Source organism: Vibrio gazogenes, assembly GCF_002196515.1.
Classification (GTDB): Bacteria; Pseudomonadota; Gammaproteobacteria; order Enterobacterales; family Vibrionaceae; genus Vibrio; species Vibrio gazogenes_A.
Genome location: NZ_CP018836.1, coordinates 658,698 through 683,955, shown reverse-complemented (window position 1 = coordinate 683,955; position 25,258 = coordinate 658,698). Strand labels below are relative to the sequence as shown.

Here is a 25,258-nt window from a genome sequence, read left to right as displayed (position 1 = left end):
GAGTGCCCCTTATTTGAGTGAGATCCGAGGATCGACGAGTTTATAAAGAATATCGACCGTACTGACGATGACGATAAATACCAGCGTGAGGAGAACGATAACGGCTTTGAGTACCGGCAGATCACCGGTGGTGATCGCGTTGTAGGTAATCAGGCCGACACCGGGAATACCAAAATAACTCTCCAGCAAGAGAGACCCGCCGATCATCACGAACGGGATAGAAAACACAATTCGTGTCAGGATCGGAATCAGCGCGTTCTTCAACACGTGTTTGAATAACACTTGCAGGTGGGAATGGCCGAACGCTCTGACGGTACGAATATGATCCCGGGTCATTTCTTCGACAAAAAGGGCGCGGTAAAACCGGGTGCTGTACCCAACGGAAACAAAAATCGAACAGAGTGTCGGCACCGTCACATAGTACAAATAACTACTCAGGGAATTCACTTCCCAGCCATATACCGGAAATAGGTTCAGCCCGTAACTGGAGCAGAAAATTAATTGCAATACGATGATGATGATGAGGTAAGAAATACTCATCCCAATCACCGATGAAGACATGACGAGTTTGTCAATCCAACGCCCACGGTAGTGCGATGCAAACAGACCCAACCCGATACTGATCAAGTGGCCTAAAATAAAACCCGGTAATGCCAGCAGCAGTGAGATTGGTATTGTCCGTTCGAGAATGGTGGTAACCGACTCGCCACTCGAGTCGGAATAACCAAAGTCAAAGGTGACCACTTGCTGGAGATAGTGTAGATAACGAACCCAGAACGGTTGGTCATAGCCAAGCTCATGACGAATCGCATTGATCTCTTCGACCGTTGGATTGCGGCCTAATAAATCATAGGTTTTATCCGGGCCGAAATAGACCATCAGCACAAAACTAATCAGAGTCACGCCAAACAGCAGTGGCAGACTATAAATGAGCTTCCGCAGACAATAACGGAGTGTATCCATGTGTGAGACCTCTACTGCACATCAATATATTTGAGGTAGTTACCGAGGATCTCCCGTTGTGGCCACATCGTGACATCTTTGTGCCACATCCGAACCCGGGTACGTGAGAAGCTGCCGATCCCAACACAGTCATCGATTAAGATCTGGTTGAGCTGATGATAGATGGCCGTCCGTTCTGGCCCCGGTTGCATCACCGACGCTTTCTCAAATAACGCATTATATTTCGGGTTATTGTAGTTTGCGCTGTTGGAGCCGGGAGAGCGGTTGGGTCCGTAGAAGAGTTGCAGCGTATTTTCGGCATCGGGATAGTCGAGCCCCCAGCCCATCGGGATCATCTGAGTCCGGCTGTTCTTAATATCCCGGTTGAAGTCACCGAAAGTCGCATAAGGTTTGAATTTGATCTTATTTTTCGGATAACCGATTTTCATCAAATTGCCACGGAACTGTTCGAAGAATTGCTTATAACGGACAGTGGATGTCGCCGGATAGTAAAGGACCGGTAAATTGCGAGCATTCCAGTCGTTCTCTTTCAGCAGTTTCTTCGCTCCGGCAATATCTTGTGTAATGGAACTTTTGTCCAGATTCGGATCAAAAGCATCGGTTCCGGGAACAATGAAACCCGGATAGGCTTCACCAAGCCCTAAATAAAAGCGCGAGATACGCTGTGGCCAGTCAAATGATTTAATAATGGCACACCGCAATGCTTTATTTTGCGCATTGGTTTTGGGGTTGTCCGAATGACCCAAATACTCATCATCGAAGTTGAACACGTTAAACACCATGCCTGCTTCACGTTGAGCGCGGAAGTTATATTTTGCGGCATATTCCGGTTTGAGGGTTACCGGGTGTTTGGATGACAGCACGGTATCGAGCTGTTCATTTTGCAATGTGGTATTGATGATTTCATTGCCTTTGCTGAATGAATTCCACCGCGCAGATGCTTGTTTCACCCAGTTGACTTCGACGCGATCAACCCGTGGCAGTGTTTTTCCATCCAGAGCTGCAATGCCCGTTTCGCCCTGAACTTTCGGATCGTAACCTGATTCAGCAAGATGGAAGACTTCATGACGGTAAGTCGGGTTTCTCTCCAGCACCGTTTTGGTTGAGTCGTGTGAAATGAGTTTGAACGGGCCACTGCCCACCGGGTGAGTGGCGAATTCACGACCATAAGTTTCGACCGCTTCATGAGGGACGAGCGCTGAATAACCCATCGCCAGGGTATAGACCAGTTGTGGGTAGGGTTTCACCAACTTGATTTGAATGGTGTACTTATCCGGTGCGCTCAGTCCTTCGAGCGGTTTACTATAATCCGCACCAGCCTCTTTCCATGCTGTGACCCCCGCAATTTTATTCGCCCATAACCAAGCACCTTGTGAACGGTTTTTGGGATCAAAGTGGCGTTTGATTGAATAGATAAAATCGTCAGCCGTGACTTCTCTACCTTTGCCATCCGGGAAGGCTGGATCATCGATAAAATGAACACCCGGTTTGATATGGATGGTATACGTCAGCCCATCATCGGAAACTTCCGGCATCGCGGTGGCAAGATTTGGTTTTAATTCATACGGATTCTTCAGATATTTATATTCGTATAAGGTGTCGTATACAGCGGTGACAATGGTGTTGCTGTAGGTTGTCCCGGACTGAACCGAATCAAAATTTGTCGGGGTTCCGTCTTCAGAAAAGCGTAATACTTTGGGGGCTGATGAGGTGGTGTCTGCAAATGCCGGTGTGCCGACATAAATCAGTGAAGCCGCAAGCGCGACAGCCAGCGGGCGTAATCTCAATCGTGACATACAAATTCCTTTTGTATTTTATGGTTATGTGGGTGTGAAATTGGTTATGGGTGAATTTCACGCGCAACACTATGTGAGTTGTTGCTAAACATGTCTATAAAACACAAGGCATCTGTACTATGTCAATAATTGTGTGAAAAATATGAATTAGGCTGGATTAAAAAGTGCGCCTCATCACAAAAAATGATGATATTAAAAAGTGTTGTTTAAATATAATGAGGAAAAAATGCGGTTTATTTCATCATGGAAGTGATGCGAATGATTGTGAGAGAATTCAACGATACTTGTTAATATAAAACCTTGTTCATATTTGGGTTTATGTCTTTGCTGACGGTGTATTCGGAGTTGAATCCGTCTGGCAAGAAAATAATTGTTTAAGGTAGATAATGATCGATTAGATATATTTATCTGATGATGTCTCTGCCCTTTTAATTTCAATTTACGGCGAATTTTTATTATTACACACTTTTTTAACGATGATGAATATTTAAATATGAAATAGCGAGTATTCTTAATTTATAAGACAATGAACAACAGTTTTTATCGGTAAATATGACACCTTGTTATTCTGATTATAATCACATTTTTTAATAATTCCCTCCTATGCAAAAAAAATCACCGACAGGCAAAAACATCCGTTATGAAAATCAATTAATATACGCCTGAACATCATGTGACCCCATGTGAAATTCAGCTATTGTCGTCGCATGTCCTTGCACGATAAGGCTCGAAGTCACAATGAACCCCTACACCCAAGAAGATTTGGGTATATCGGTATCTGAAAAGAATAACTCTAGTATGGAATTCAACATGAAGAAAAAGATACTTACGACAATTATTTCATCAACACTATTCGTCAGTTATGGATTATATTCGGTCAGTGCTTTGGCAAAAACCGACCCTGTGCAAAATTCAGCAAATAGTGAACAATTAAAATCACAACAGACTCAGGCAAATTGGCACGATAATAGGTATGACATTCTGGCGAAGGGTATCGTTGCCAGAATGACGGATGAAGAAAAGTTAAAAATGTTAGTCGGTGCAGGAATGGATCCCGATACCGATCAAGTCGTTAATTTAAAAGCATTAGTCAATGGTGTCGCAGGGTATATCCACGGGGTGTATGACCACAAACGCCACTTAGATGTGCCGGCACTGAAACTTGCCGATGGCCCGGCAGGTATCCGGATTGATCCGACGCGTGAGGGGGAGAATCAGACTTACTATGCCACCGCATTTCCCAATGGTGCATTGATGGCATCCACGTGGAATCCCGATTTGATTCATGACGTTGGTGAAGCCGTGGCTAATGAAGGAAAAGAATACGGGGTCGATTTCTGGTTGGCTCCGGGGATGAATATTCAGCGTAACCCGCTCAATGGTCGTAATTTCGAATACTATTCAGAAGACCCACTGGTCAGCGGCATGATCGCTTCTGCGATGGTGCAGGGGGTTCAAAGCAAAGGTCTGGCAACAACCATTAAGCATTTTGTCGCCAATAACTCAGAAACGAATCGCTTCTTTGTCAATGCGGTGGTGACACCGCGTGCGCTGCGGGAAATTTACCTGCGTGGTTTTGAGTATGCGGTCAAAACATCTCACCCATGGGGTATTATGTCATCTTATAATCAGGTGAATGGCGTGAACAGTGGTGAACGTGCTGATCTGATGACAGATATCCTGCGTCATGAATGGGGATTCAATGGTTTAGCAATGAGCGACTGGTTCGCGGGCTACAACCCGATTGATCTCTTGAACGCTGGTGTTGATGTGATTCAGCCCGGTGGCGAAAACTCGGTTGTTCCCGGTTTAGGTGATTGGCATGAATATGTGGTTGAGGGCTATAAAAAAGGCGACTTAACCAAAGCAACCCTCGATCGCAATGTACAACACATCGTCGCTCAGGCTTTGAAAACACCATCTGCGAAGCATTATCCCATCTCGAATAACCCCAATCTGCAAGCGCATGCGACCTTAGCGAAACAAGTGGCGGATGAAGGGATTATTCTGCTGAAAAATCAGGATTCAGTCTTACCTCTGGCTACGTCACAAGCGATTGCTTCTTTTGGGATTACCCAGATCAATACCTTGAAAGGGGGGACCGGCAGCGGGGATGTTCATCCGGATCATGTAACGACCATTATTGATGGGCTTGCAAAACAGTTCCCGGTGAATCAAGGATTGGCATCATTCTATAACGATTATTTTGAAGCAAACAAAGTGATCACCACGGGTAGTTTGGGCGTGTCAAAAATTGTGAGCTGTACGGAACCTTCCGTGACCGATTTGGGCTCACAAATCAGCAGTGCGGCACAACAGAGTGAGGTCGCCGTGATCACCTTGGGTCGTGTTGCGGGTGAAGCGGCCGATCGTAAAGCCGAACGTGGTGACTATTTGTTGTCTGAAACTGAGCGGGGGCTGATTTCGGCAGTATCCCATGCTTTCCATGCGCAGGATAAAAAGGTGGTTGTGGTTCTGAACATTGCCGGTGTGATTGATATGAGTGAATGGCAGGATCAAGTCGATGGGATTGTACTGGCGTATATGCCGGGGCAAGAATCCGGTGATGCAGTTGCTGATATTCTCTCTGGTAAGGCGAATCCAAGCGGCAAACTGGCGCAAACCATTCCATTGTCTTATGCGGATGTTCCGTCTTCGGCAACATTCCCCGGTGTCGATGAAAATAACGACGGTGAATTGGATCATCAATATTACAATGAAGATATTTATGTCGGATATCGTTATTACCAGACATTTAACAAACCCGTCGCGTATCCGTTTGGTTACGGATTGTCATACACATCTTTCAATTTATCGCGCACCAGAGTGCTGATTAATGGGCTGAATCATCGTCATCCGAGAAAAGGTGTGTTGCTCAAAACCGTGGTCGCGAATACGGGCGATGTCGCAGGTAAAGAAGTGGTTCAGGTCTATGTTGCTGCGCCTGAAGTGAAACTGAAAAAACCTAACATTGAACTCAAAGCATTCGCTAAAACCAGAAAACTGGCCCCCGGAAGATCACAACGGATGGTGCTGGAAATATCACCGGAGACATTGGCGAGCTTCGATCCTGATAAGAATCAGTGGATTGTTGAACCGGGGACTTATCAGGTCTATGTCAGTCAGTCATCCGATATTACTTCGGTTACACCGGTTCCGTTTGTGGTGCGCAAAGAAATAGTGGTTGAGAATACCACACCGGGCGCGCTGGCACTGGAGGAAGGGGTGACGGCAGCGTCATTTGTCACTGTCGCAGAATAACAACATGTTTGCATCATTTGGCGGGCTTTGTCCCGCCTTTTTTATCATCACAAATCACCGACAGCATCATTGCTCATCACCAAGCGGGTCATCACACATTGATAGTAACGCATTGATAGTCACGAATTGATAGTCACGAATGGGTAATAACAATAAAGTTATTAATCGTGATGGACAGTATGATTTATATTGCACAATTATATTTTGTGGTCATGTCGTATCCCTTTATCACTCAGCGATATCATTTCTGAACCAGAATCTTTGTTAAATTGGCACCAAACTCGTGCTGGCATGTGTTTTCGCGCAGGGGCAGCGGAGAGACGTGGTATGGGTGAAACGAGATTTCAGATGTTATGCCTTTGATATGTCGATGAATCGGAGAGTCAGGCTGATTCGGACAAATGATTTGGTTTTCAAAGTTTCAGAGAAAGAGCAACGATGAACGGTAGATATGAGAAAAGTGTCTCTAATGTATTAGCGCGTAATATGATTCAACAGTTGTCGCTACACGATATTGATATTGATACGATTTTAAAACGCTGTGGCATCAGCGATTATGAACTCAATCGGCCCAATGGCAGGCTTGCCGAGCGAACACACTACCAGTTCATGCTCGAAACGATGAAATATAATCGGTATATCTATGAGTCGTCGTCAATTCAGTCACTGTTTAATAAATTTCCCGAACTGATAGGCTTATGCATGAATGAATCTTCAGCGGTTCAGGCGGCAGAAAGCTTTATTCGTTACCGGATGCTGATTGGTAATTGCGATCGCTGTGATCTGCAAGTTGCGGGGAATCGGATCAAGTTGACTTATGTCGATGACGGCCCCGAAGAACTATCGACCAGTGCATTGGGCAATTTCATCATCTGTCGGGAACTGCTTAAAACTTATCTGCCAGTGATGTCGGTTCAGGCCAGCCTGACGCATGTGGGGCCGCTCTCCCGGCATATCGTCAATGATTGTCTGGAAACCCAGTGTTTACTGCATCAGCGTGAGAATTCTTTGATCATTGAAAGTCCTTCGCTGCAAGCGTCCAATCATCATTTCAACCCACAACTGAATCAGTTACAAAAAATGCATCTGGCGGGGTTATGCCGTCAGATCAATGACCAGCAAACATTTGTGGTGGTGGTGGAAGAACTGATTGAGTCGTTGCTGTTACAGCAGCATATTCACAATGAACATTCGGTACTCCAGTGTGTTTGCAGCCATTTAAAAATGAGCCGTTGGACACTGAACAATAAGCTACGGCAAGATCATCAGTCCTTTACTGATGTGTTGAATCGGGTGCGGCTGAATAAAGCCTGTGAGTTGTTAGTTGAAACCCAAAAAAGTATTAAAGAAATCAGTGAGCTGGTTTACTTCTCTTCGCAGGCGGTGTTTTCAAGATTTTTTCGACTGCATGCCAACATGTCACCGATTCAATATCGGAAGAAGTTAGCAAACCGTTCCTCTTCACCCGTTAACGAGTCTTGAGTCGGGAGTTGAAGGGCATGGCCACACGACCGAATGGGTATTTTTATCACTTGCCGTCATTAGATCGCGTGGCTGATTGAATGATGTCTGAAGTGCGGTTAAAAGAACTGCCAAACGACACTATGTTCAGAGCCCATGCTCCAAAGGAGAACCACCACCGCCAGTAGCGCTTCCAGAATCAACACACCGACTCCGAGTGTAGTCCCCGAGAGAATGAAGCCACGTTTATGACTGATCCCCAGAAAGCTGGGTGTGCCTTTATACAGCAGATAAGCGGTATAGATAACCCCACTCACTAAGGCGAGCAGGCAAAGCCAGAACACCGGATAAATTGCAAAAATACCGCTCAAGAACATCGGTGTGGCGATGTATCCGGCAAAGATAATACAGTCACGCTGTGATGGACGATCGGGGAGCTTACGGGCGAGCCAGTAAATCAGGCTACCGACAAGGCCAACAGCGAGCAAGATTAAAGCATAAAATGCAACGGCGAGGGCAAGCCCATCCATCAGAGAAACTTTGTAAGTTTCTTCGCCACCAAATGTCCACCCGACTTGTGTTGTGCCGATCAATGATGCAACGACCGGAATCGCGGCCATCCATAACACATGGTATAAATAGAGGTGACCGACCGTTTCGTGTTCTGCATTAATCTCACGCCATTCGCGTTCCGGATGGTGTAATAATCCCCATACATGATTACTCATCGTTAGCCCCTTATTTCCTATTGTCGGAATGACTTTCTCGTTTACGATGCGGTCAAATATTAACCAGTATTGATCAGTATAGACCGAACTCTTCAAGGACACACAATCAGAATCATTTGCATTTGTCTCCCCGTTTAACCTCTCTGTTTCACCGCGAAATCGGACGGCTATCTCTCTAATCTATCGTTATTTAAATCAACAACATTTATATCGACAGAGGTTGAGAGCGTCAGTCGTCATCAAATGAGGTAATGAAAATCATGCAGTACAAATTGGCAATCGGGGAAGACAGTTTGAGTGAGGCTGAGAAAGAGGCGATTCTGTCAGACTACTTTATGACACTGGATCAGCAAAAGGCCTCTTTTCTGGGATATCAGACCAACCAACAGGTTGAATTCCCGCCACGACTGTTGCCTTTTCTGTCTTTGAATTTGCTGAATCTCGGTGACGGATTCGAAGACGGCAGCTACCGGATTAATGCAAAACAGTTTGAACGGGCAGTGCTGGATTATTATGCCCGGTTATGTGGTTTTGCCGGCTCGCATACCCAGCGTCAGTATTGGGGATATGTGACCGCAATGGGGTCAACCGAAGGGAATCTTTATGCGCTCTGGAATGCGCGGGATTTCTTACGGGGACATCCGGTTGAAGACTCGGTTGAAGGCTATGCTGAGGCGACCACGACTGATTCTCCGCCGGTGTTGATCTGTTCGGGGGCGACCCATTATTCGATTTATAAAGCCAGTCAAATGCTTGGTGTTGGTTTATTCCACGATATCGGGCCGGACTTGGGAGCGTGCCCGATTAATCAGGGCAACTGGTATCAGCCATTGGCTGTTGATGAAAATGATGCGGTGATCATTGACGATCTATATGCGTTGGTTGAGTTTTTCACCGCTGCGCAATATCCGGTGATTTTGGTGCTGAATCATGGCACCACGTTTAGCGGTGGCAGCGATGCGATTCATACGATTCTGACGCGCCTGAAACCATTACTGGGGAACAATACCCCACAACAACGGCGTTACTGGATCCATATTGATGGGGCACTGGCAGTCAATTTCTCACCGTATTTACATGTCGGATCTGCACCTTTTGCCATCACGGATGAGCCCGATGAATTTCGTCATCCGGAAGTGATGTCGCTGTGTACCAGCCCTTATAAATGGCTGGGTATGCCGTGGGCTTGCGGGATTTATCTCATGCAAGCACGCTATAAAGTCGGCTCGTCTGCCCGGCCGGTTTATATCGGTAGCCGGGATTCAACGGTTTCTGGCTCCCGGCAAGGCATCTTTGCGCTCTACTTATGGGATCATCTTGTCACACTGGGCAAGGCTGGCTTGCAACAGTTGGCTGATGCCAATGAACATCTGGCGAATCATACCCAGCACCGCATCGAACAGCTATTTCAGCAGTTCGATCCAAGCGGCAAACAGTTGTGTGTGATGCCGCGGCCACATCACAGTAATGTTGTCCGCTTTACTGCGCCCAATCCGGCAGTGATCGAACAATTTTCTTTGGCACAAAATGATGTGATGAGCGATGGGCGATTACAGCGGATGTGTCACGTTGTCATCTTAAGCCATGTCACTCCGGCTGCGATTGAGCGATTACTGGATGCCCTCGCTCATGCCAATGCCTTTTCATGCATATCCCGACCCAAAAATCCACTGACTGATCTGCGGTCAATGCGCCATCTTTCCGGGGCACTATCTGATGATTCGGCATCGCAAGCGGAGCGTTTTATATGATCAAAAAAGAGATACGAGCGTTAATTGTCAGCTTGGTTTGGTTCTGTTCTCCAGCCCTATATGCGCAATATGTGGTGGATACGTCAGTCTCGATTAACAAAATCTATGGCGTAAATACGGTCGATCAGACCTACAAAGTCGATGGTTATCTGGTGACGTCCTGGGATGAACCCGATCGGACTTACCGGCCTGCCAGTGGTGAGCGGGTTTATGAGAATCGTCACGCTGATCAGTTGATGAGTGACGGGCTTTGGGTACCGGCATTTGAGTTTATCAATATCATCGGCCAGCGTCAGACCGCGAACCGACGGGTGGTGATCTCCGCGGATGGTCGGGTGACGTACAATGAGCGCTTTCAGGGGCTGTTCACGACGACAATGGATTTTCGTCAGTTTCCCTTTGATCATCAGACCTTTGTACTGATGATGGAACCATTTTCTTATGAGCAGCAACAACTCGTATTTGGCACCGCCCGGATTAATGTTGAAGCCTTGGAAAACCAAGCGCTCAGCGAATGGCAAATGCAAGGAAAGCCTCAGGCGCGCGTGAGTCGTTCGGACTACACACACTTACAAAGCGGCATGCTGAGTCACTTCTCGCGTTTAACGATTAGCATTCAGGCATTACGTAAACCCGATTATTACCTGTGGCGTTTCATTTTGCCGCTGTCTTTGATTTTAGTGGCGTCGTGGGCGGTCTTTTGGATTGAAGGCTTTTCTGAACGTCTGATGACCTCTTTCACCATGATGCTGACCGTAGTTGCTTACACCTTTTATACCAGTAGTTTGTTGCCGAGGCTGCCATACACCACGTTGATCGAGCGGATGGTGATCATGGGGTATGTCAGTATATTTGCAGCAATTATTGTGATTGTCTTCGTCAAAATTCAGGATGAAAAAGGACGGCCGGTTGAACATGTGATACCGCGTTGCCGGGTCATTTTCCCTGCCTTATTTCTAATTGCAATGAGTGTACTCATCGGGGTGAATGGTGGCTTATGAAACTTTCTCAATCGACTCGGACATGGTTTGATGCAACCCTTGCGGCTGCTGTATTCGTTGGATTATTAGGCATCACGACTTATCTGTTATATGCCAAATCCGTCAGTGCACTCGAAGGGCAGATTAAAGCCGGGCTGATGTCAACCGTCAGTGCATCGGCGACCACTTTAGATGGTGATATCCATCGTCATTTTCAGGCAGACACATCACCGGATGAGCCGGAATATTACACCATGGCAATGCATATGGAGCATATTCGGCAGGCTGCGACAGGGGTGCGATATATCTACACCTGTATTCTCAAACCTCAAGGGGTCTACTTTGTCGTGAACCCCAGCCCGCAGAATGACGGTGATGGCGATGGGATACCGGATCCGCCGCCGGCATTAATGACACTTTATGATGACGCGCCTCAGGAATTAGTGGCAGCACTGACGCAGCAGGAAGTCAGCGTCTCAAGCGTGCCTTATCAGGATCAGTGGGGCACGTTTATCAGTGCTTATGCGCCTTTTTATGACGCGCAAGGGGAGTTTGTCGGTGTGCTGGCGATGGACTTAGAGCTAAGCGGGTTTTATAAGCGACTGAGTCAGGTTCAACGCGTGTTCGGTAAAGCAAAGATCATCATTTTGTTTATCGGACTCATTGCCGGTCTGGTGGTTTGGTGGATTCGTCGTGCTTATGTGAATAATCTTCATGTATTGGAAACGACAGAGCAGCAAGCCGCACAGACCTTGGCGCACATGCGTTATCGTCGGGATGTTCTGTTGGAAATCGTACGATATTGCTTTCAGCGGTTACCGGGAGCGTACCGTGACCAACCGACTGACAATGAGCAACGCATATCGGGTGATCAACCGATGCACAGGGCGCGCCAAAATGGCAGCATCAGCGACTGTCCTCCTGAGCGTTCTCCTTCAGAACGACATCCTTCAGAACGACATCCTTCAGAGCAATATCCTCCTGAACAATATTCCCCTGAGCAATATTCCGCTGAACAAACAGATACGCCAAATCTGACCGGAGCTTTCAATCAGGCCAACAGCACGGAAAACCACCAGCAAGCGGTTTATCACTATGCATTGAGTTTTGGCGATATGACGACCGTGTCGGAGTCATTTTATTTGGCAGACTGGTTCGACAAGCTGAATACGAGCATACAACGGGGCGGGTATGCATCTCATCAATGGTTAGGTGAGATGCAGCACCCGGTAGAGGGTGATTGCCAAATTTTGTTGGAGATTTTCTGTGAATTTTACCACCGTCTCAGTCAGCTGTTACAGCAACCAGTGAAGGCTCAAACCCAGATCGCGCAAGAAAGTCTCGCACACTGGCAGTTGGTGACCGTCATTTCAATTCAGGATGAGATGCAATGGACACGGTGTCGGCGACTGTTCAAAATTTCAGCCGCACACGATATGACGCATCGGTTGGCCGCTCTGTCGGCAACGGAGCTCCACCTTTTAAAAGTTATTTATTTGCTGCAACAACTGGGGAGTGAACTGACACTGACAGAAGACGGTATCCTACAAATCACTTGGCAAGTCAGTAAGGAGCGGAGCGAATGAAAACTTATGCACCGATACTACTCATCATGGCAACCTTACTGGTTCAGCTCTCCTCCGGCATTAACTATGTCACTATTCCCGTAGTGATGGATGATCAGGGGATTGGTAATACGGCTATCGGGATCGCGATGGCTTTTGAAATTATTGGCGTGCTATTGTTTTACCGCCCATTGAGTCAGTATCTGAGTCACTTTGGGATCTTGATTTCACTGTTGATATTAACATTGTTCAGATCCCTGAGCCTGTTACTGATGGCTCATGCAGGATACTACGGCTTATGGCTGATCAGTATTTTTAGCTACGGTTTGTCCACGGGGATGCTGCTGGTTTTATTGCAGACTTGGCTGAATATTAGCGTGCAAGGGAAAACGAAAGGTTTAATGATGGGGTTGTACTCTTCGGCACTCTCTTGTGGCATCGCTTTAGGGCCGATCATCGTCCAACTGATTCATCTCACGCTCGCGTGGCGGTTTGAGACTGGTGCGCTGATTACATTGTTGCCGTTACTCTTGTGCCTCGGTCTGAAAGCAAGGGGGCAGGCAATGCATCGCTTGGGGGTGGTCCGGTTCAGTTTCGCCTTTCGGCACGCCAAAATTATTCTGGTGGCTGCGTTTGTCGGGGGAATCAGCTTTTTTGGGTTACCGGGTTTTTTGACCTTGTACGGACTCCATAACGGGTTATCTGAACCACAAGCGCAGCTATTACTCACCATGTTTATGACCGGCAGTGTCAGCCTTGGTATTCTCATGAGCGCCTTTGCATCGATTTTGAACCGCCGTACGGTGGTGTTGTGCTGTATTTTCGGATCCGTGGTTTGTGCGGTGTTTCTGTCTATGGCGGTTTATGCCAAGTATTGGGTTGCGTTGGCGTTACTGTTTGTCTGGGGGGGATGTATGGGAGGAATCTACGGGATTGGTCTGACGGTGATGGGAGAACGTTTCTGCCAACAGGATCAAATGTCGGCCAATATGAGTTACACCCTAATGGATTCTTTTGGGGGCATTATTGGGTTACTGTTGATTGGTGCGATGCTCGATACATTTGGTTCCGAAGGGATGACCACGGTCTTCATTGTATTTGGTTGCCTGCTACTGGTTTTTGCGGTGTACGAGATGTTGGTGCCGAGGCGAACATATGAGTAAAGTGGGTTTTGATATAAGAGATTCTCGCCATAGAATGGCTATGACTCAAATCTCTGCCTTGCCTCTGAGCCCAGTGATTCTCGCTGAAACTGCATCTTGAGGTCATTTGGGTATACAAATATTACCGGAGATTGTCTTGATTATGTTTGATGGGTGCTGTTTTTTGCAAAATGAGAATATATTTCCATTTTGAAAACACATTATGAGTCAATATGCTATAAATCGATTGCTTAATAAAAAATAATCAACTAAAACAGTAAGTTAAATTTAATAAAATAGTTGGCATGTATAGTGCATTAATAACAGTGATCCTTTTAAGCCAAAGGGTCACCTAGCCAACTGACGTTGTTAGTGAACCAAATTTGTTCATATTGATAGCCAATCACGATTGTTGTGATTGGCTTTTTTTATGGGGCAAATGTCAATGAGATTTTTTTACGGTCAATGGGATCGCTTTACCCTCAGTCTCAATATTCGCTGATGAGTTATCGCGGTTCTGATGCTGTTGTTGCTTTGGCTGCATTGGATTGCGGACGAGAGATAAACTCAATTGGCGTGTGTAACTGGCCTTGAACCGTTTTACCCTGAAGTGCTTGATGAATGAGCCAGACGCCTTGATAGCCCATTTTGAACGGTAGTTGAACCACGTAGCCGTATAGTTTTCCCTTCTTGAGGCTTTCAACCATGATTTTTTGCTCATCAAAGCCGATATGAACGACATTGGATTGATTCAGATGTTTTTCGCTCGCAATTAACACACCAATCGTTGTGGTATCATTCGGGGTGAAAATACCATCGATTTGATTAAATTGATCGAGAATTTCTCCTGACCTTGAACGTGCATTACCAACTTGTGTGCCCAAATAAGTATCGGCAATGATCGTCAGTCCGAGCTTCTGAGCCTCATCTGCAAAACCACGCTCTCTCGCATCAGTCGATGCAACGCCTGGCTTGAGCCGGAAAAGGATAACATTACCGTGATAGCCTAATGCTTCTGCCATTTTTTGCGCGGCCAGTTTTCCTGCAGCATAGTTATCCGTGGTCACAGAAGCAAGCCGATCACCGCCGGTATCCCGATCAATATAGATCGCCGGAATCCCCTTTGCTTTTAAGTGAGTGATGTCCTGATTACGACCAACATCTGACGGTGCAATGATGAGACCACGACAGTGAAACAGCTTCATTGTATTGTCTAACACGAATGCTTGCCCGGCAGAATCGGAATCTTCAACGGTTCCTCTGGCGTAGATCTTCAATCCTAACTCTTTGCCTGCTTGCGTCGCACCCTCAATAACTTTTGACCAAAACGGTCGACTGGTACTGCCGGATGTGATCACCGTGACGCAATTTTGTCTCTCTTTCGAGGCGGATTGGGCGCTCAGGGGAACGATTAGCGTAAGGATACAGCCAGTGATAAAAGCGGATACGATCCTGAAATTCATCGTTTTGTCTCTTCGTCGTCATGACATTATCCCGATCATTATAAGTCTGATTTCATAGTTACGGGTGAAGAAATTCAAACTTGTAGCCAATGTCACGCAGCGCCCACTGTCCCGTTTTTTCCCCGTTCGACTCCGAATATGTGTTTTCGCAAAATGATAATCGATTTTCATTTTGCATTTACACTATGTCTGTACATGCAATAAAACCCAAGGCATTAAAATTAAAATCAACAAAATCAATTAATTATAATTTATTGAAAAAGTGGCACGCATTGTGCTTTATATACATCGACCCTTATTAAGCCGAGGGTCACCTAGCCAACTGACGTTGTTAGTGAACCTAATTTGTTCATATTGATAGCCAATCACGATCTTGTGATTGGCTTTTTTTATGCCTGTCGATTGCTCTGCTACTTTATTTACGACCCATTTTTGTCACGACATTTTCCTTGAATGACGCCGATTGAAGACACTCTGAATCCTGCATCTTGAGGTTACTTGGGTATAATCTTTATATCGCCTTTACTTAGAGTGGGGAGATAGGTAAGAATTCATGCAATACATATCACTTGATCGGGTTCGCTCAGGTTTTAACGCCGTCATATGGTTTCACACCGCTTTGCGGCTGATGCTGTGTTATACCAAACTTACCGGGAGAAAAAATAACATGGAGTTAGTGGTACCATCGCAAACGTTTCAGTCTGCTTTTGAATACTTCTATGAGGACTTTGCTCAAAGCGATGTTGAGAATGCTGAATATTATCTTGAAGGTAAAACAGATTTTTCGCAGTATGTTCAGCGCTTGAGTGAAGAGGCAGCAGGTATAAACCTACGTGAGGGGTATGTACCATGTAGTCACTTCTGGTTGGTAGACCGATCAACGTCAATCCTTGGTGCCATTCGGGTTCGCCATCATATCGATAATGACTTTCTTGCTTTAGAAGCTGGGCATATTGGCTACGATATCGCTCCCTCACATCGAGGCAAGGGGTACGGTAAATTAATGTTAAAGCTGGCATTGTCGAAAGCAGCGGATCTCGGCATAGAACGAGTGTTGTTGACCGCTGATGAGGATAACTTGGCATCGCGCGGTGTTATAGAAGCCAATGGTGGTGAGTTTGAAAAAGTCGTTATGGGTAAGGTTTTTCCCGGACCTTTGGTTCGGTATTGGATCAACTGTAAGTAACGGTATAAATAGCTGGAAGGTTAGGACTGGGTTACATGCTTAAAATTAACCTTTTTCGACAAACGAAGTAGGCGGTTTTAAGCGCCTACTTCATTTTTGCGTTATCAATTTTCCCTAGGGGCTGTTGATCTTTCGTGGTTGAATTTTGTTCAATCTGAACGGGTGTTGATCGCGGTGCGTGCTGCTTAGCTATCCTAAGCAAATGACCCCTAGTGTGATAAAGAACCAAAGCAGTCGAGCCAATCTTGATTGAATTGATCAATTGCTTCGTTTACGGATGGGTTCTCCATCATTTGATGGACAAGCGCGACGGGGATGGTCACACTCGCTTGGCGAATACTTAAGCAGTCGATCACTTGTTTGGTATTTTTGAAACTCGCACCGATAATTTGACATGTCTGCGCATGATGAGAAAGGAGGTTCGATATCGATTCCACCGTTTCAATCGCATTGCCAGTCAGCATATCAATTCGATTGATGTAAGGCGCAACAAACGAAGCACCTGCTAATGCCGCGAAAAAAGCTTGTTGCGACGTATATATTGCAGTCCCTAAGGTCGTAACCCCTTCATTTTTTAACCTTTTTATGGCTTTTACGCCTTGCATATTCACCGGTATTTTCACGACGAAATGATCAACCATCTGATTGAGTTTTAATGCTTCTGCCACTATGTCATCTGCATTCGTGCTAATGACTTGACCAAAAATCAGCCCATCACCATCTAAAGCATCCCGAATCCGGGGTAACAGATTGATCATCTTTACACCGGACTTAGCGACGATTGTTGGATTCGTTGTGACACCAGCAATTGGTAATAAATCGGATAGCGTCTTAATTTGTTCAATATCACTGGTATCAAGATAAACGGACATAATGAGCCTCTCTTATCGTACTGAATAAAAGGGCTAATACAGATATTGAGGAGCATGGGGGAAATACCTGTATTAGCATGTATAGATCATGTTTAAAAACAAAAGCTTGATGGATTGAGTTTATCCTGATGACGCCTGAAAAGATGCCACTTTGTCTACGATAACAAGTCATACCGTTATTGAATTGTCATTCATATATCGCGCGACAGGTGTCGTTAACGTTTTCATCAATCCCATCAACGCGCTCCTATCTGCGCGTTGATTCGCCCGCCTGAACGAATGCTTCTTTCACCATCCTACGAGCTGTCGAGCTTACTATTATTTTATCTTATTTTCATTTTGAAAGTAATTGCTGGTTTCTTTATTTTTGTTTGATTGTTTTATTTGCGCTCTGTGTTTTTAATTTAACGACTTACTCTGAATAATTCAATGCTATTTTTTTATTTAAAAGTTAAAACAAAAAATATATCAGTAAGTCTTTGATTTGAAATGGGTTAAAATTTTTGAGTTTTTTATTGAGATTTCATTGTTTTCATTTGGTTTTCATTTTGTGAGGTTCGTCTCTTTTAAAGTGAAAGTTGATCTGCATAATGCAGTAACCAAATAACAACAAGGTGAAACAATATGGATACCATAATTTTAGGCGCGGAATGGTTTATCGGACTATTCCAAAAAGGCGGAGAAACTTTGCTTGGTATGATGACAGGGATTCTGCCACTACTCATTGCGCTACTTTGTGCAATGAATGCATTGATTGCGTTTATTGGAGAGAACCGAGTCGAAAGACTGGCGAGCAGATGTGCAAGCAATCCAGTTTCTCGTTACCTCATTCTTCCGGTTGTCGGCACATTCATTTTTTGTAACCCGATGACTCTTTCATTGGGCAAATTTTTGCCAGAACGTTACAAACCGAGCTATTACGCAGCGGGTTCATACTCTTGTCACTCGATGAATGGTTTATTTCCACACGTAAATCCAGGTGAATTATTTGTTTACCTGGGTATAGCAAGTGGCATTACAACACTCGGTTTACCGCTCGCTCCATTGGCTGTCGCGTACTTATTTGTCGGCATGATTTCGAATTTCTTCAGAGGTTGGGTCACTGACTTCACCACCATGATGGTCGAAAAACAACAAGGCATTCAATTAGATCGCGAAGTTCGTTTCAGTTAATGAGGAAGAGATCATGACGACAACATTAAAAATCAAAGCAGGAAAAGGTGGTTGGGGGAAAGAACTGATCGTCGATTTCCCAAAAACTAAGAAAATCATGTACATGGTTGGAGGGACCCGACCCGCACTTGTTGACCGATTAGTTGAATTGACAGGTTTAGAGGCTGTTGATGGATTCGCTGACGGTTGTGAATATAAAGATATGGCGGTCGCTGTTATTGACTGCGGCGGCTCAATGCGCTGTGGCCTGTATCCTAAAAACAATGTTCCCACTCTGAATGTTATGCCGACAGGCAAGTCTGGCGTAATGGCGAAGTACATCAATGAAAGTAACTATGTTTCCAATGTTGACGTTGATTGCGTGAGTGTCGTGGACGGTTTGGATGCTGCAAGGGGGACTTCAACGGTTGCAGCTCACGAAGTTTCTATGGATTCAAGTCACGCGGATTCAAATAACGCGGATTCAAGTGATGCAGCCGTAACGACAGGGGACATCGATACCACTAAGAAACTCACCGAACAGTCAGATGGCCTGTTAGCCCGGATTGGTATGGCTATGGGGAATGTTATGGCGGTATTTTTCCAAGCCGGCCGTGACACGATTGATACCGTCATGTCTACCATCATTCCATTCATGGCATTCGTTTCTATGCTCATCGGTGTGATATTGGCCAGTGGTATTGGGGACACAATTGCTCACGTGTTAGTGCCGCTGGCAACGAATCCTGTTGGATTAATTATCTTAGCGCTGATTTGTTCGTTCCCGTTCTTGTCACCATTCTTAGGGCCCGGAGCTGTAATTGCCCAAGTCATCGGTGTGTTGATCGGCACTCAGATCGGTTTAGGCAATATCCCGCCGCACCTCGCGCTACCCGCTTTATTCGCGATCAATGCTCAAGCTGCTTGTGACTTTATTCCGGTCGGGTTAGGGCTTGCTGAAGCCAAACCGGAAACCGTGCGTGTCGGTGTTCCATCTGTTCTTTATGGACGCTTCTTAACCGGTGCACCAACCGTATTGTTGGCATGGTTTGCATCAATGTTCATTTACAACTGAGGGCAAGCAAATGAGTTTGTATAGTGTTGAAATCATTCAAGTTGGTGAATGTGCATTAGAAGCACTGGAAGACGATATGTTGATTTTATTCAACCAGTCAGTGCCAGCCGATGCTGCCGAGTACTGCTTTGTGCACACGCATGATCAATTGAAAGGTGAAATTGCGGTCGGTGGTGAAGTGGTTATCGATGGCAATACCTACCCAATCACTGCTGTCGGTGATGGTGTGAATCAAAATTTAGGCAACTTAGGACATATTACATTGCGTTTTGACGCATCAAGCGAAGCTGATTTCGTCGGTAGCCTTCATTTAGCCGGTCCTCAACCCCGTTCACTGGGTGTTGGTTCAACTATTCGCTTTATTTGATTTTTTGGAGGGGGCAGAGCTCCCTCTACATTTTAGGAGATTCGTTATGAAAACAGCAGTTGTTGTTGGTGGTGGTCAAACACTTGGGGAGTATCTTTGTAAAGGACTTGCAGCAGCAGGATACAAAGTGGGAGTTGCCGACTTAAATGTTCGGAATGCCACCCAAGTGGCTGATGAAATCTGTACATTACAAGGGGACGGTATCGCAGTTGGCGTTGGTGTTGATGCCACGAACGAACAAAGTGTTGCTGATGCATTTAAAACCATCAAAGCACAGCTCGGTAGTATTGATGTTTTGGTTTATAGCGCAGGTGTTGCCAAAGCAACGAAAATTACCGATTTTACGCTGCAAGATTTTAATTTTAATGTGAATGTAAACTTAAATGGGTACTTCTTGTGTGCTCGCGAAGCAGCGCGTTATATGGTTGAGCAAGGTCATGGCGGACGCATTATTCAAATTAACAGCAAATCAGGGAAAGTAGGGAGTAAACATAATGCCGGTTATAGCTCAGCAAAATTTGGCGGGGTTGGTTTAACGCAGTCTATTGCTCTTGACTTAGCGGATGACAAAATTACCGTCAATAGCTTGATGCTAGGCAATCTACTGGAATCCCCGATGTTCCAAAGTCTAATTCCGCAATATGCGAAGAAACTGGGGCTTGAAGAACACGAAGTCATGCAGTATTACATCGATAAAGTCCCTCTGAAAGCCGGTTGCGGGTATGACGATGTGTTAAATGTTCTCAAATTCTATATCAGTGATGGTGCGAAATACTGCACGGGTCAATCGATCAATATCACTGGCGGACAAGTGATGTTTTAAGCGTTGTTGCCAGCCGATGAAATCGTATTGAAGGGGCTGAAAAGCCCCTCATGTTTTCGAGTCTGAGGGATAGTATGGATATCATTGTCGCGATTGGGGGATTGTGCATTCTGGCTTGGTGGACAAGATTATTTCTGAACAATATGAAATATACCCAAGTAACCTCAAGATGCAGGATTCAGAGTGTCTTCAATCAGCGTCTTTCTGCGTCAAATGCCGTATACACGCCCAAAATAAAAATCAAAGATAAAAAAATTGAAAATCAGTAAAATCACGCCATCACTATGAAAATGGTGATACTTAGAAGCTATCATGATGTTTTATGCTTTCTCATTCGTTCATGCACTGTGACAATTATTTTGAGGTAACCTATGGATTCTATTTCTTTATTCATCAGCATAGCGATTGTCGCGTGGATCGCGCAAATAGCGATGAGTTTTTTCCAAATACGCGCCTTTAATCGAATGATTCAATCGATGGCTAGAAAGGGTAAGGTGAAGATCGGCCGAACGAAAAGTCGTTGGAAAGCAAGAACAATTGTTGTTTTAGTTGAAGCTGAGGACGGTACAGTTACGGATGCGAAGGTACTCAATGGTGTGACTGTTTTTGCCCGTCCGAAAACACTGGCTGAAGTGATTGGTTGCTCATATCCATTCGATAAACAGATGCTGAACGGGCTGAGTCACGGGACTCAGGAAGCGCTTAACGTTGCCTTTCAAACTGAATGACAGAGTTTTCAAATTACATTCAATATGATAATAATCTGGTGTAGAATAACCACAAATTAATCGGTAGATTTTATGATGAGTATTGATAGCAGACAAAGTCAGTTGGTTTCTTACCTTCAACAAAACGGCAAAACAGCAGTCAACGATCTGGCCTCTATTTTCCAGACATCTGGCGCCACGATTCGTAGTGATCTCAGAGCATTAGAAGAAAAAGGCATTGTGGCAAGACGCTACGGAAGTGCAGAAGCGGTGACCAGTCATGGTGCGACTAACAGCGCTTCCGAAGAGATTGCTATGGATGAGAAGAAAACTTTAAATCTGGACAAAAAAATCCGCATCGCAAAAAAAGCGGCCCAGCTAGTTCGAGATGGTGACTCCATCATTCTCGATTGTGGGAGTACAACGCTACAAATGGTCCCTGAGTTTGATAAAATTATGTCTTTGACCTTAATGACAAATAGTCTGGATATCGTTCATGCGATGAACGAACTCAACTCAGAACATACGGTGATTATGCCGGGAGGAACTTACCGAAAACGTTCAGCTTCGTTTCATGGAAGTTTGGCCGAAAGTGCTTTCAGCCATTTTACATTTGATAAACTTTTTATTGGGGCTGACGGTTTTGATTTAATTCAAGGTTGTACGACTTACAATGAAGCTTATCAGGTCAGCCAAGCGATGTGCCAATCAGCCAATCAAATTATTGTGGTCCTAGACTCCTCAAAGTTTGGTCGTAAAAGCCCAAATGTTGTTGTTCCCCTCGATTTGGTTGATATCGTCGTCACTGATTCAGATCTATCAGAAGAACATTTAAACGGATTGAAAAGCAAAGGCATTACGGTTTATCTGGTGTAAATGTTTTTAATTTGAAAATTTCCATTGATGATTGAAATCACATTTCAGCACACTGTTTATGTTTAAACTATCATTATGCATCAGGATAGAATGACGACTGTGTCTATATTTAGGTAAGCATCATGGAGTATTTAACCTTAAGTGCTGAGTGGTTTTTAGGGCTGTTTGAGAAAGGTGGTGACGTTCTTGTAAGCATGGTCACGGGGGTACTCCCCGTGTTGATATGTCTGCTGGTTGCCATGAACGCATTAATCCGCTTTATCGGCCAGCATCGCGTTGAGAAATTGGCCGCAAAATGTGCCAGTAATCCGGTCTCTCGATATTTAATCCTTCCTTTTATTGGCACGTTTGTTTTTTGTAATCCAATGACATTGAGCCTCGGCAAGTTTCTCCCTGAGCGTTATAAACCATCTTATTATGCTTCAGCCTCTTATAGCTGCCATTCGATGAATGGTATGTTTCCTCATGTCAATCCAGGTGAATTGTTTATCTATCTTGGCGTAGCCAATGGCTTAACCCAGCTTGGTTTACCTTTAGCGCCTTTGGCGATGGGGTATCTATTGGTTGGGTTAGTTTCCAATTTTTTCAGAGGTTGGGTCACCGATTTCACGACGGCCATGGTGTCTCGGCAGCAAGGGAAAATATTGTCTGGCAAAGCAGACTTCTCATTAGACGGTGAGCAATGATGACGCGCATGTTAAGCGTCGTTGCGGGGGCGCAAGGATGGGGAGGCCCTCTGTATATACCCATCGTCTCAGGGAAAAAAATCCTGTATGTCACAGGGGGAACGAAGCCTAAAGTTGTCGACTATATCAGTCAGTTAACGGGTCTTGAGTCCGTTGATGGCTTCAAAAATATTATCGCAGATGAAGATGTCGCCCTAGTTGTCATTGATTGTGGCGGCACTCTGCGCTGTGGTTTGTACCCCAAAAAACACCTGTATACATTAAATATTCATGCAACCGGAAAATCAGGCCCTCTTGCTCAGTTTATTCATGAGGGGATCTATGCATCTTCCATAGACGAGTCGTGCGTCAGCATGATTGATCAAGACAACGTCGATGCAGCAGAAAACGAAACCATCAGCAACGCTCACCCGTTGACTTACGATACCGATACAAAATTAAGTGAACAAAGTGGCGGTCTGATCGCTAAAGTTGGTATGTCTATGGGGAACATCATGTCGACTTTTTACCAAGCGGGTCGGGATACCATTGACACTGTACTCAAAACGATTTTGCCTTTTATGGCATTTGTTTCGATGTTGATCGGGGTGATCATGGCGTCAGGTCTTGGTGATTGGGTTGCCGATTTACTCACGCCACTATCTTCTAATCCGCTTGGTTTAATTGTGTTAGCGCTGATTTGTTCATTTCCCTTATTTTCTCCGTTTTTAGGCCCTGGCGCTGTGATTGCGCAAGTCATTGGGGTCATGATTGGTGTGCAGATTGGTACGGGAGCAATTCCGCCTCACTTGGCTCTCCCGGCACTGTTTGCGATCAATTCACAAGCTGCTTGCGACTTTATCCCCGTCGGTTTAGGGCTGGCCGGTGCGAAACAGGAAACCGTAGAAGTCGGTGTGCCTTCTGTGTTGTATTCCCGATTTATCACGGGTGCGCCAACCGTATTATTGGCTTGGTTTGTTTCCATGTTCATTTATCAGTAGGTTTATCAATAGGTCGGATGATGACTTTCCAATTCAAAGCCACAATCACTGAAATAGGCATGCTAGCGAACGAAGCGTTACAAGAAAATATGCTCATTTTGTTTAACCAAACTGCGCCAGAAGATGTGAAAGACTACTGCTTTATTCATGATCAAGGGCAACATGTCGGCGCAATTACAACCCAAAGCACATTACTGATTGCAGATAAAGACTTTATCGTCACGGCAGTCGGGAGTGCGGTAAGCCAGAATCTGGCCAATTTAGGCCATATAACGATTCAATTTGATGGTCAACTGGAACCAGAACGACCAGGGACTGTTCATGTCATTGGTCATTGCCCGAACGTCATACATGTTGGTGATGAAATCGTATTTGGTTAACACGGTGGCAAGCAAAGATGCAACATTTGGGGTTCATTACGCGTTTACACCCGATCAACTAAGTCATCTATTGGGTTGAATTGACCTGCTCCCCCTTCATTAACAGAACTTTCGGACCAGATCCGTGAGTGTTGCCTGTTTCTGCTTGCTGATGATACCTGACGATAGATGAAGGACTGTCGGTACCGAACAAAAGCAGGTACAGTGAAGGAAAGCATTCAATCAGGCCCATATGTCAGTCCGGATTGTGACCGTGTGTTGGTCGTCAACGGATGAATAGCAGCAAACGCTGCGAATGACGCATGGGTAACAGATTCGCAGATTGGAATGAATCGTATAAAAACTGTGATGTAAAAGGAGTACATAATGACTGCTGTTGATATTAAAAACGTCGTTTTTGACATCGGTAATGTTGTGGTTCGCTGGGACCCTGTGGCGATTATTAAACTCACTTTTGATGACAGCAGTGCCGCTGAAGAGCAAGCCAAGTCAATATTTCAGTCAGAAACTTGGTTAAGTTTGAATAAAGGGTTGATCACTGAAAATGAGGCAAAAGCTCAGTATCAGCAAACGCAGGGGTTAACGGCGTTAGAATGTGAGCGGCTGTTCTATTATGTGAAACAGACACAGATTCTCATCTACGGCTCAGTTGACCTGATTAAACGCTGTAAATCTGCTGGCTATCATGTTCTGGCGTTAACCGACAATGTTCATGAAATTATCTCTTACCTAAAAGCAACCTACACGTTCTGGGATTTGTTCGACGGGGCGACAGTTTCCGCGGAAGTCGGTTTATTGAAGCCTCAGCCAGAAATTTACCAGTCACTGCTTTCTCAATATGGTTTAAAGGCTTCCGAAACCGTGTTCATTGATGACATGCCATACAATGTCAAAGGCGCAGAATCAGTGGGTATGACAGCCATTCAGTTTAAAAACGCTGCCCAATGTGAGCAAGCTCTCAAGTCATGCGGTGTCCGGCTTTAGTCGCTATTTGGTGACTGCATCACACATAACCCTAAACGGTCACGAGAAACTTTCGAACAG

At 45.2% G+C, this 25,258-nt stretch carries 22 protein-coding genes; 17 read left to right on the top strand and 5 right to left on the bottom strand.

Annotated features, from left to right (window positions below):
* Positions 1 to 9 precede the first annotated feature (9 nt).
* Positions 10 to 963, bottom strand: a complete 954-nt coding sequence (locus BSQ33_RS18705; RefSeq protein ID WP_021021043.1) for an ABC transporter permease — start codon at positions 961 to 963, stop codon at positions 10 to 12.
* 11 nt (positions 964 to 974) lie between these two features.
* Positions 975 to 2,759, bottom strand: a complete 1,785-nt coding sequence (locus BSQ33_RS18700) for an ABC transporter substrate-binding protein (RefSeq protein ID WP_088134907.1) — start codon at positions 2,757 to 2,759, stop codon at positions 975 to 977.
* An 810-nt stretch (positions 2,760 to 3,569) separates the two neighbouring features.
* On the opposite strand from BSQ33_RS18700, the gene BSQ33_RS18695 reads away from it, so the two are divergent.
* Together BSQ33_RS18695 and BSQ33_RS18690 are read left to right on the top strand one after the other, a co-directional pair.
* Entirely contained in the window at positions 3,570 to 6,020 is a 2,451-nt protein-coding gene (locus tag BSQ33_RS18695; protein WP_088134906.1) for a beta-glucosidase, read from the top strand.
* Between the two features lie 438 nt (positions 6,021 to 6,458).
* On the top strand, positions 6,459 to 7,502 hold the full coding sequence (locus BSQ33_RS18690) for a helix-turn-helix domain-containing protein (RefSeq protein WP_021021040.1): 1,044 nt from the start codon (positions 6,459 to 6,461) through the stop codon (positions 7,500 to 7,502).
* A gap of 98 nt (positions 7,503 to 7,600) precedes the next feature.
* On the opposite strand, the gene BSQ33_RS18685 is transcribed toward BSQ33_RS18690, so the two are convergent.
* Positions 7,601 to 8,209 (bottom strand): Yip1 family protein, encoded by a 609-nt coding sequence (locus tag BSQ33_RS18685; protein ID WP_021021039.1) that lies wholly within the window; start codon positions 8,207 to 8,209, stop codon positions 7,601 to 7,603.
* Positions 8,210 to 8,469: 260 nt separating this feature from the next.
* Here BSQ33_RS18685 and BSQ33_RS18680 point away from each other — a divergent pair, with 260 nt between their 5' ends.
* Genes BSQ33_RS18680 through BSQ33_RS18665 form a run of 4 tightly spaced genes read left to right on the top strand, consistent with a single transcriptional unit; the run spans position 8,470 to position 13,668 of the window.
* Positions 8,470 to 9,960 carry a pyridoxal-dependent decarboxylase gene (locus tag BSQ33_RS18680; RefSeq protein ID WP_157721441.1) on the top strand — a complete coding sequence of 497 codons (1,491 nt, stop codon included), beginning with the start codon at positions 8,470 to 8,472 and terminating at the stop codon, positions 9,958 to 9,960.
* Entirely contained in the window at positions 9,957 to 10,961 is a 1,005-nt protein-coding gene (locus tag BSQ33_RS18675) for a gamma-aminobutyric-acid receptor subunit beta (RefSeq protein WP_088134904.1), read from the top strand. Before BSQ33_RS18680 ends, BSQ33_RS18675 begins: the two co-directional genes overlap by 4 nt.
* Positions 10,958 to 12,526 carry a cache domain-containing protein gene (locus tag BSQ33_RS18670; RefSeq protein WP_088134903.1) on the top strand — a complete coding sequence of 523 codons (1,569 nt, stop codon included), beginning with the start codon at positions 10,958 to 10,960 and terminating at the stop codon, positions 12,524 to 12,526. The genes BSQ33_RS18675 and BSQ33_RS18670 overlap by 4 nt, the downstream gene beginning before the upstream one ends.
* Entirely contained in the window at positions 12,523 to 13,668 is a 1,146-nt protein-coding gene (locus BSQ33_RS18665; protein ID WP_021021035.1) for an MFS transporter, read from the top strand. The genes BSQ33_RS18670 and BSQ33_RS18665 overlap by 4 nt, the downstream gene beginning before the upstream one ends.
* Positions 13,669 to 14,153: 485 nt before the next feature.
* Here the strand turns inward: BSQ33_RS18665 and BSQ33_RS18660 are convergent, their stop codons facing one another.
* Positions 14,154 to 15,110: a substrate-binding domain-containing protein gene (locus BSQ33_RS18660; protein ID WP_088134902.1), complete on the bottom strand. Its 957-nt coding sequence runs from the start codon at positions 15,108 to 15,110 to the stop codon at positions 14,154 to 14,156.
* Positions 15,111 to 15,777: 667 nt separating this feature from the next.
* On the opposite strand from BSQ33_RS18660, the gene BSQ33_RS18655 reads away from it, so the two are divergent.
* Entirely contained in the window at positions 15,778 to 16,296 is a 519-nt protein-coding gene (locus BSQ33_RS18655) for a GNAT family N-acetyltransferase (RefSeq protein WP_088135301.1), read from the top strand.
* Positions 16,297 to 16,505: 209 nt separating this feature from the next.
* Here BSQ33_RS18655 and BSQ33_RS18650 read toward each other — a convergent pair whose 3' ends face one another.
* Complete coding sequence (locus tag BSQ33_RS18650) at positions 16,506 to 17,168, bottom strand: transaldolase family protein (RefSeq protein WP_088134901.1); 663 nt, start codon at positions 17,166 to 17,168, stop codon at positions 16,506 to 16,508.
* Between the two features lie 624 nt (positions 17,169 to 17,792).
* On the opposite strand from BSQ33_RS18650, the gene srlA (BSQ33_RS18645) reads away from it, so the two are divergent.
* The 10 genes from srlA (BSQ33_RS18645) (at position 17,793) to BSQ33_RS18595 (ending at position 25,198) form a co-directional block, all read left to right on the top strand.
* The gene (gene srlA, locus BSQ33_RS18645) at positions 17,793 to 18,341 is read left to right on the top strand and encodes a PTS glucitol/sorbitol transporter subunit IIC (protein ID WP_021021032.1); all 549 of its coding nucleotides are present in this window, start codon (positions 17,793 to 17,795) and stop codon (positions 18,339 to 18,341) included.
* 13 nt (positions 18,342 to 18,354) lie between these two features.
* Positions 18,355 to 19,395 carry a PTS glucitol/sorbitol transporter subunit IIB gene (gene srlE / locus BSQ33_RS18640; protein ID WP_088134900.1) on the top strand — a complete coding sequence of 347 codons (1,041 nt, stop codon included), beginning with the start codon at positions 18,355 to 18,357 and terminating at the stop codon, positions 19,393 to 19,395.
* Positions 19,396 to 19,405: 10 nt separating this feature from the next.
* A complete protein-coding gene (locus tag BSQ33_RS18635; protein WP_088134899.1) occupies positions 19,406 to 19,762 on the top strand; it encodes a PTS glucitol/sorbitol transporter subunit IIA in 357 nt (118 codons plus the stop codon).
* Between the two features lie 46 nt (positions 19,763 to 19,808).
* Positions 19,809 to 20,585: a sorbitol-6-phosphate dehydrogenase gene (gene srlD / locus BSQ33_RS18630; protein WP_027694296.1), complete on the top strand. Its 777-nt coding sequence runs from the start codon at positions 19,809 to 19,811 to the stop codon at positions 20,583 to 20,585.
* A gap of 371 nt (positions 20,586 to 20,956) precedes the next feature.
* Positions 20,957 to 21,313, top strand: coding sequence for a transcriptional regulator GutM (locus BSQ33_RS18620; protein ID WP_021021026.1), 357 nt, complete (start codon positions 20,957 to 20,959; stop codon positions 21,311 to 21,313).
* A 72-nt stretch (positions 21,314 to 21,385) separates the two neighbouring features.
* The gene (gene srlR / locus BSQ33_RS18615; protein WP_232471991.1) at positions 21,386 to 22,168 is read left to right on the top strand and encodes a glucitol operon DNA-binding transcriptional repressor SrlR; all 783 of its coding nucleotides are present in this window, start codon (positions 21,386 to 21,388) and stop codon (positions 22,166 to 22,168) included.
* Between the two features lie 122 nt (positions 22,169 to 22,290).
* Entirely contained in the window at positions 22,291 to 22,854 is a 564-nt protein-coding gene (gene srlA / locus BSQ33_RS18610; protein ID WP_021021024.1) for a PTS glucitol/sorbitol transporter subunit IIC, read from the top strand.
* On the top strand, positions 22,854 to 23,834 hold the full coding sequence (gene srlE, locus BSQ33_RS18605; protein ID WP_088135300.1) for a PTS glucitol/sorbitol transporter subunit IIB: 981 nt from the start codon (positions 22,854 to 22,856) through the stop codon (positions 23,832 to 23,834). The genes srlA (BSQ33_RS18610) and srlE (BSQ33_RS18605) overlap by 1 nt, the downstream gene beginning before the upstream one ends.
* Positions 23,835 to 23,893: 59 nt before the next feature.
* A complete protein-coding gene (locus BSQ33_RS18600; protein WP_232471990.1) occupies positions 23,894 to 24,214 on the top strand; it encodes a PTS glucitol/sorbitol transporter subunit IIA in 321 nt (106 codons plus the stop codon).
* 366 nt (positions 24,215 to 24,580) lie between these two features.
* On the top strand, positions 24,581 to 25,198 hold the full coding sequence (locus BSQ33_RS18595) for an HAD family hydrolase (protein ID WP_088134897.1): 618 nt from the start codon (positions 24,581 to 24,583) through the stop codon (positions 25,196 to 25,198).
* Positions 25,199 to 25,258: the final 60 nt, after the last annotated feature.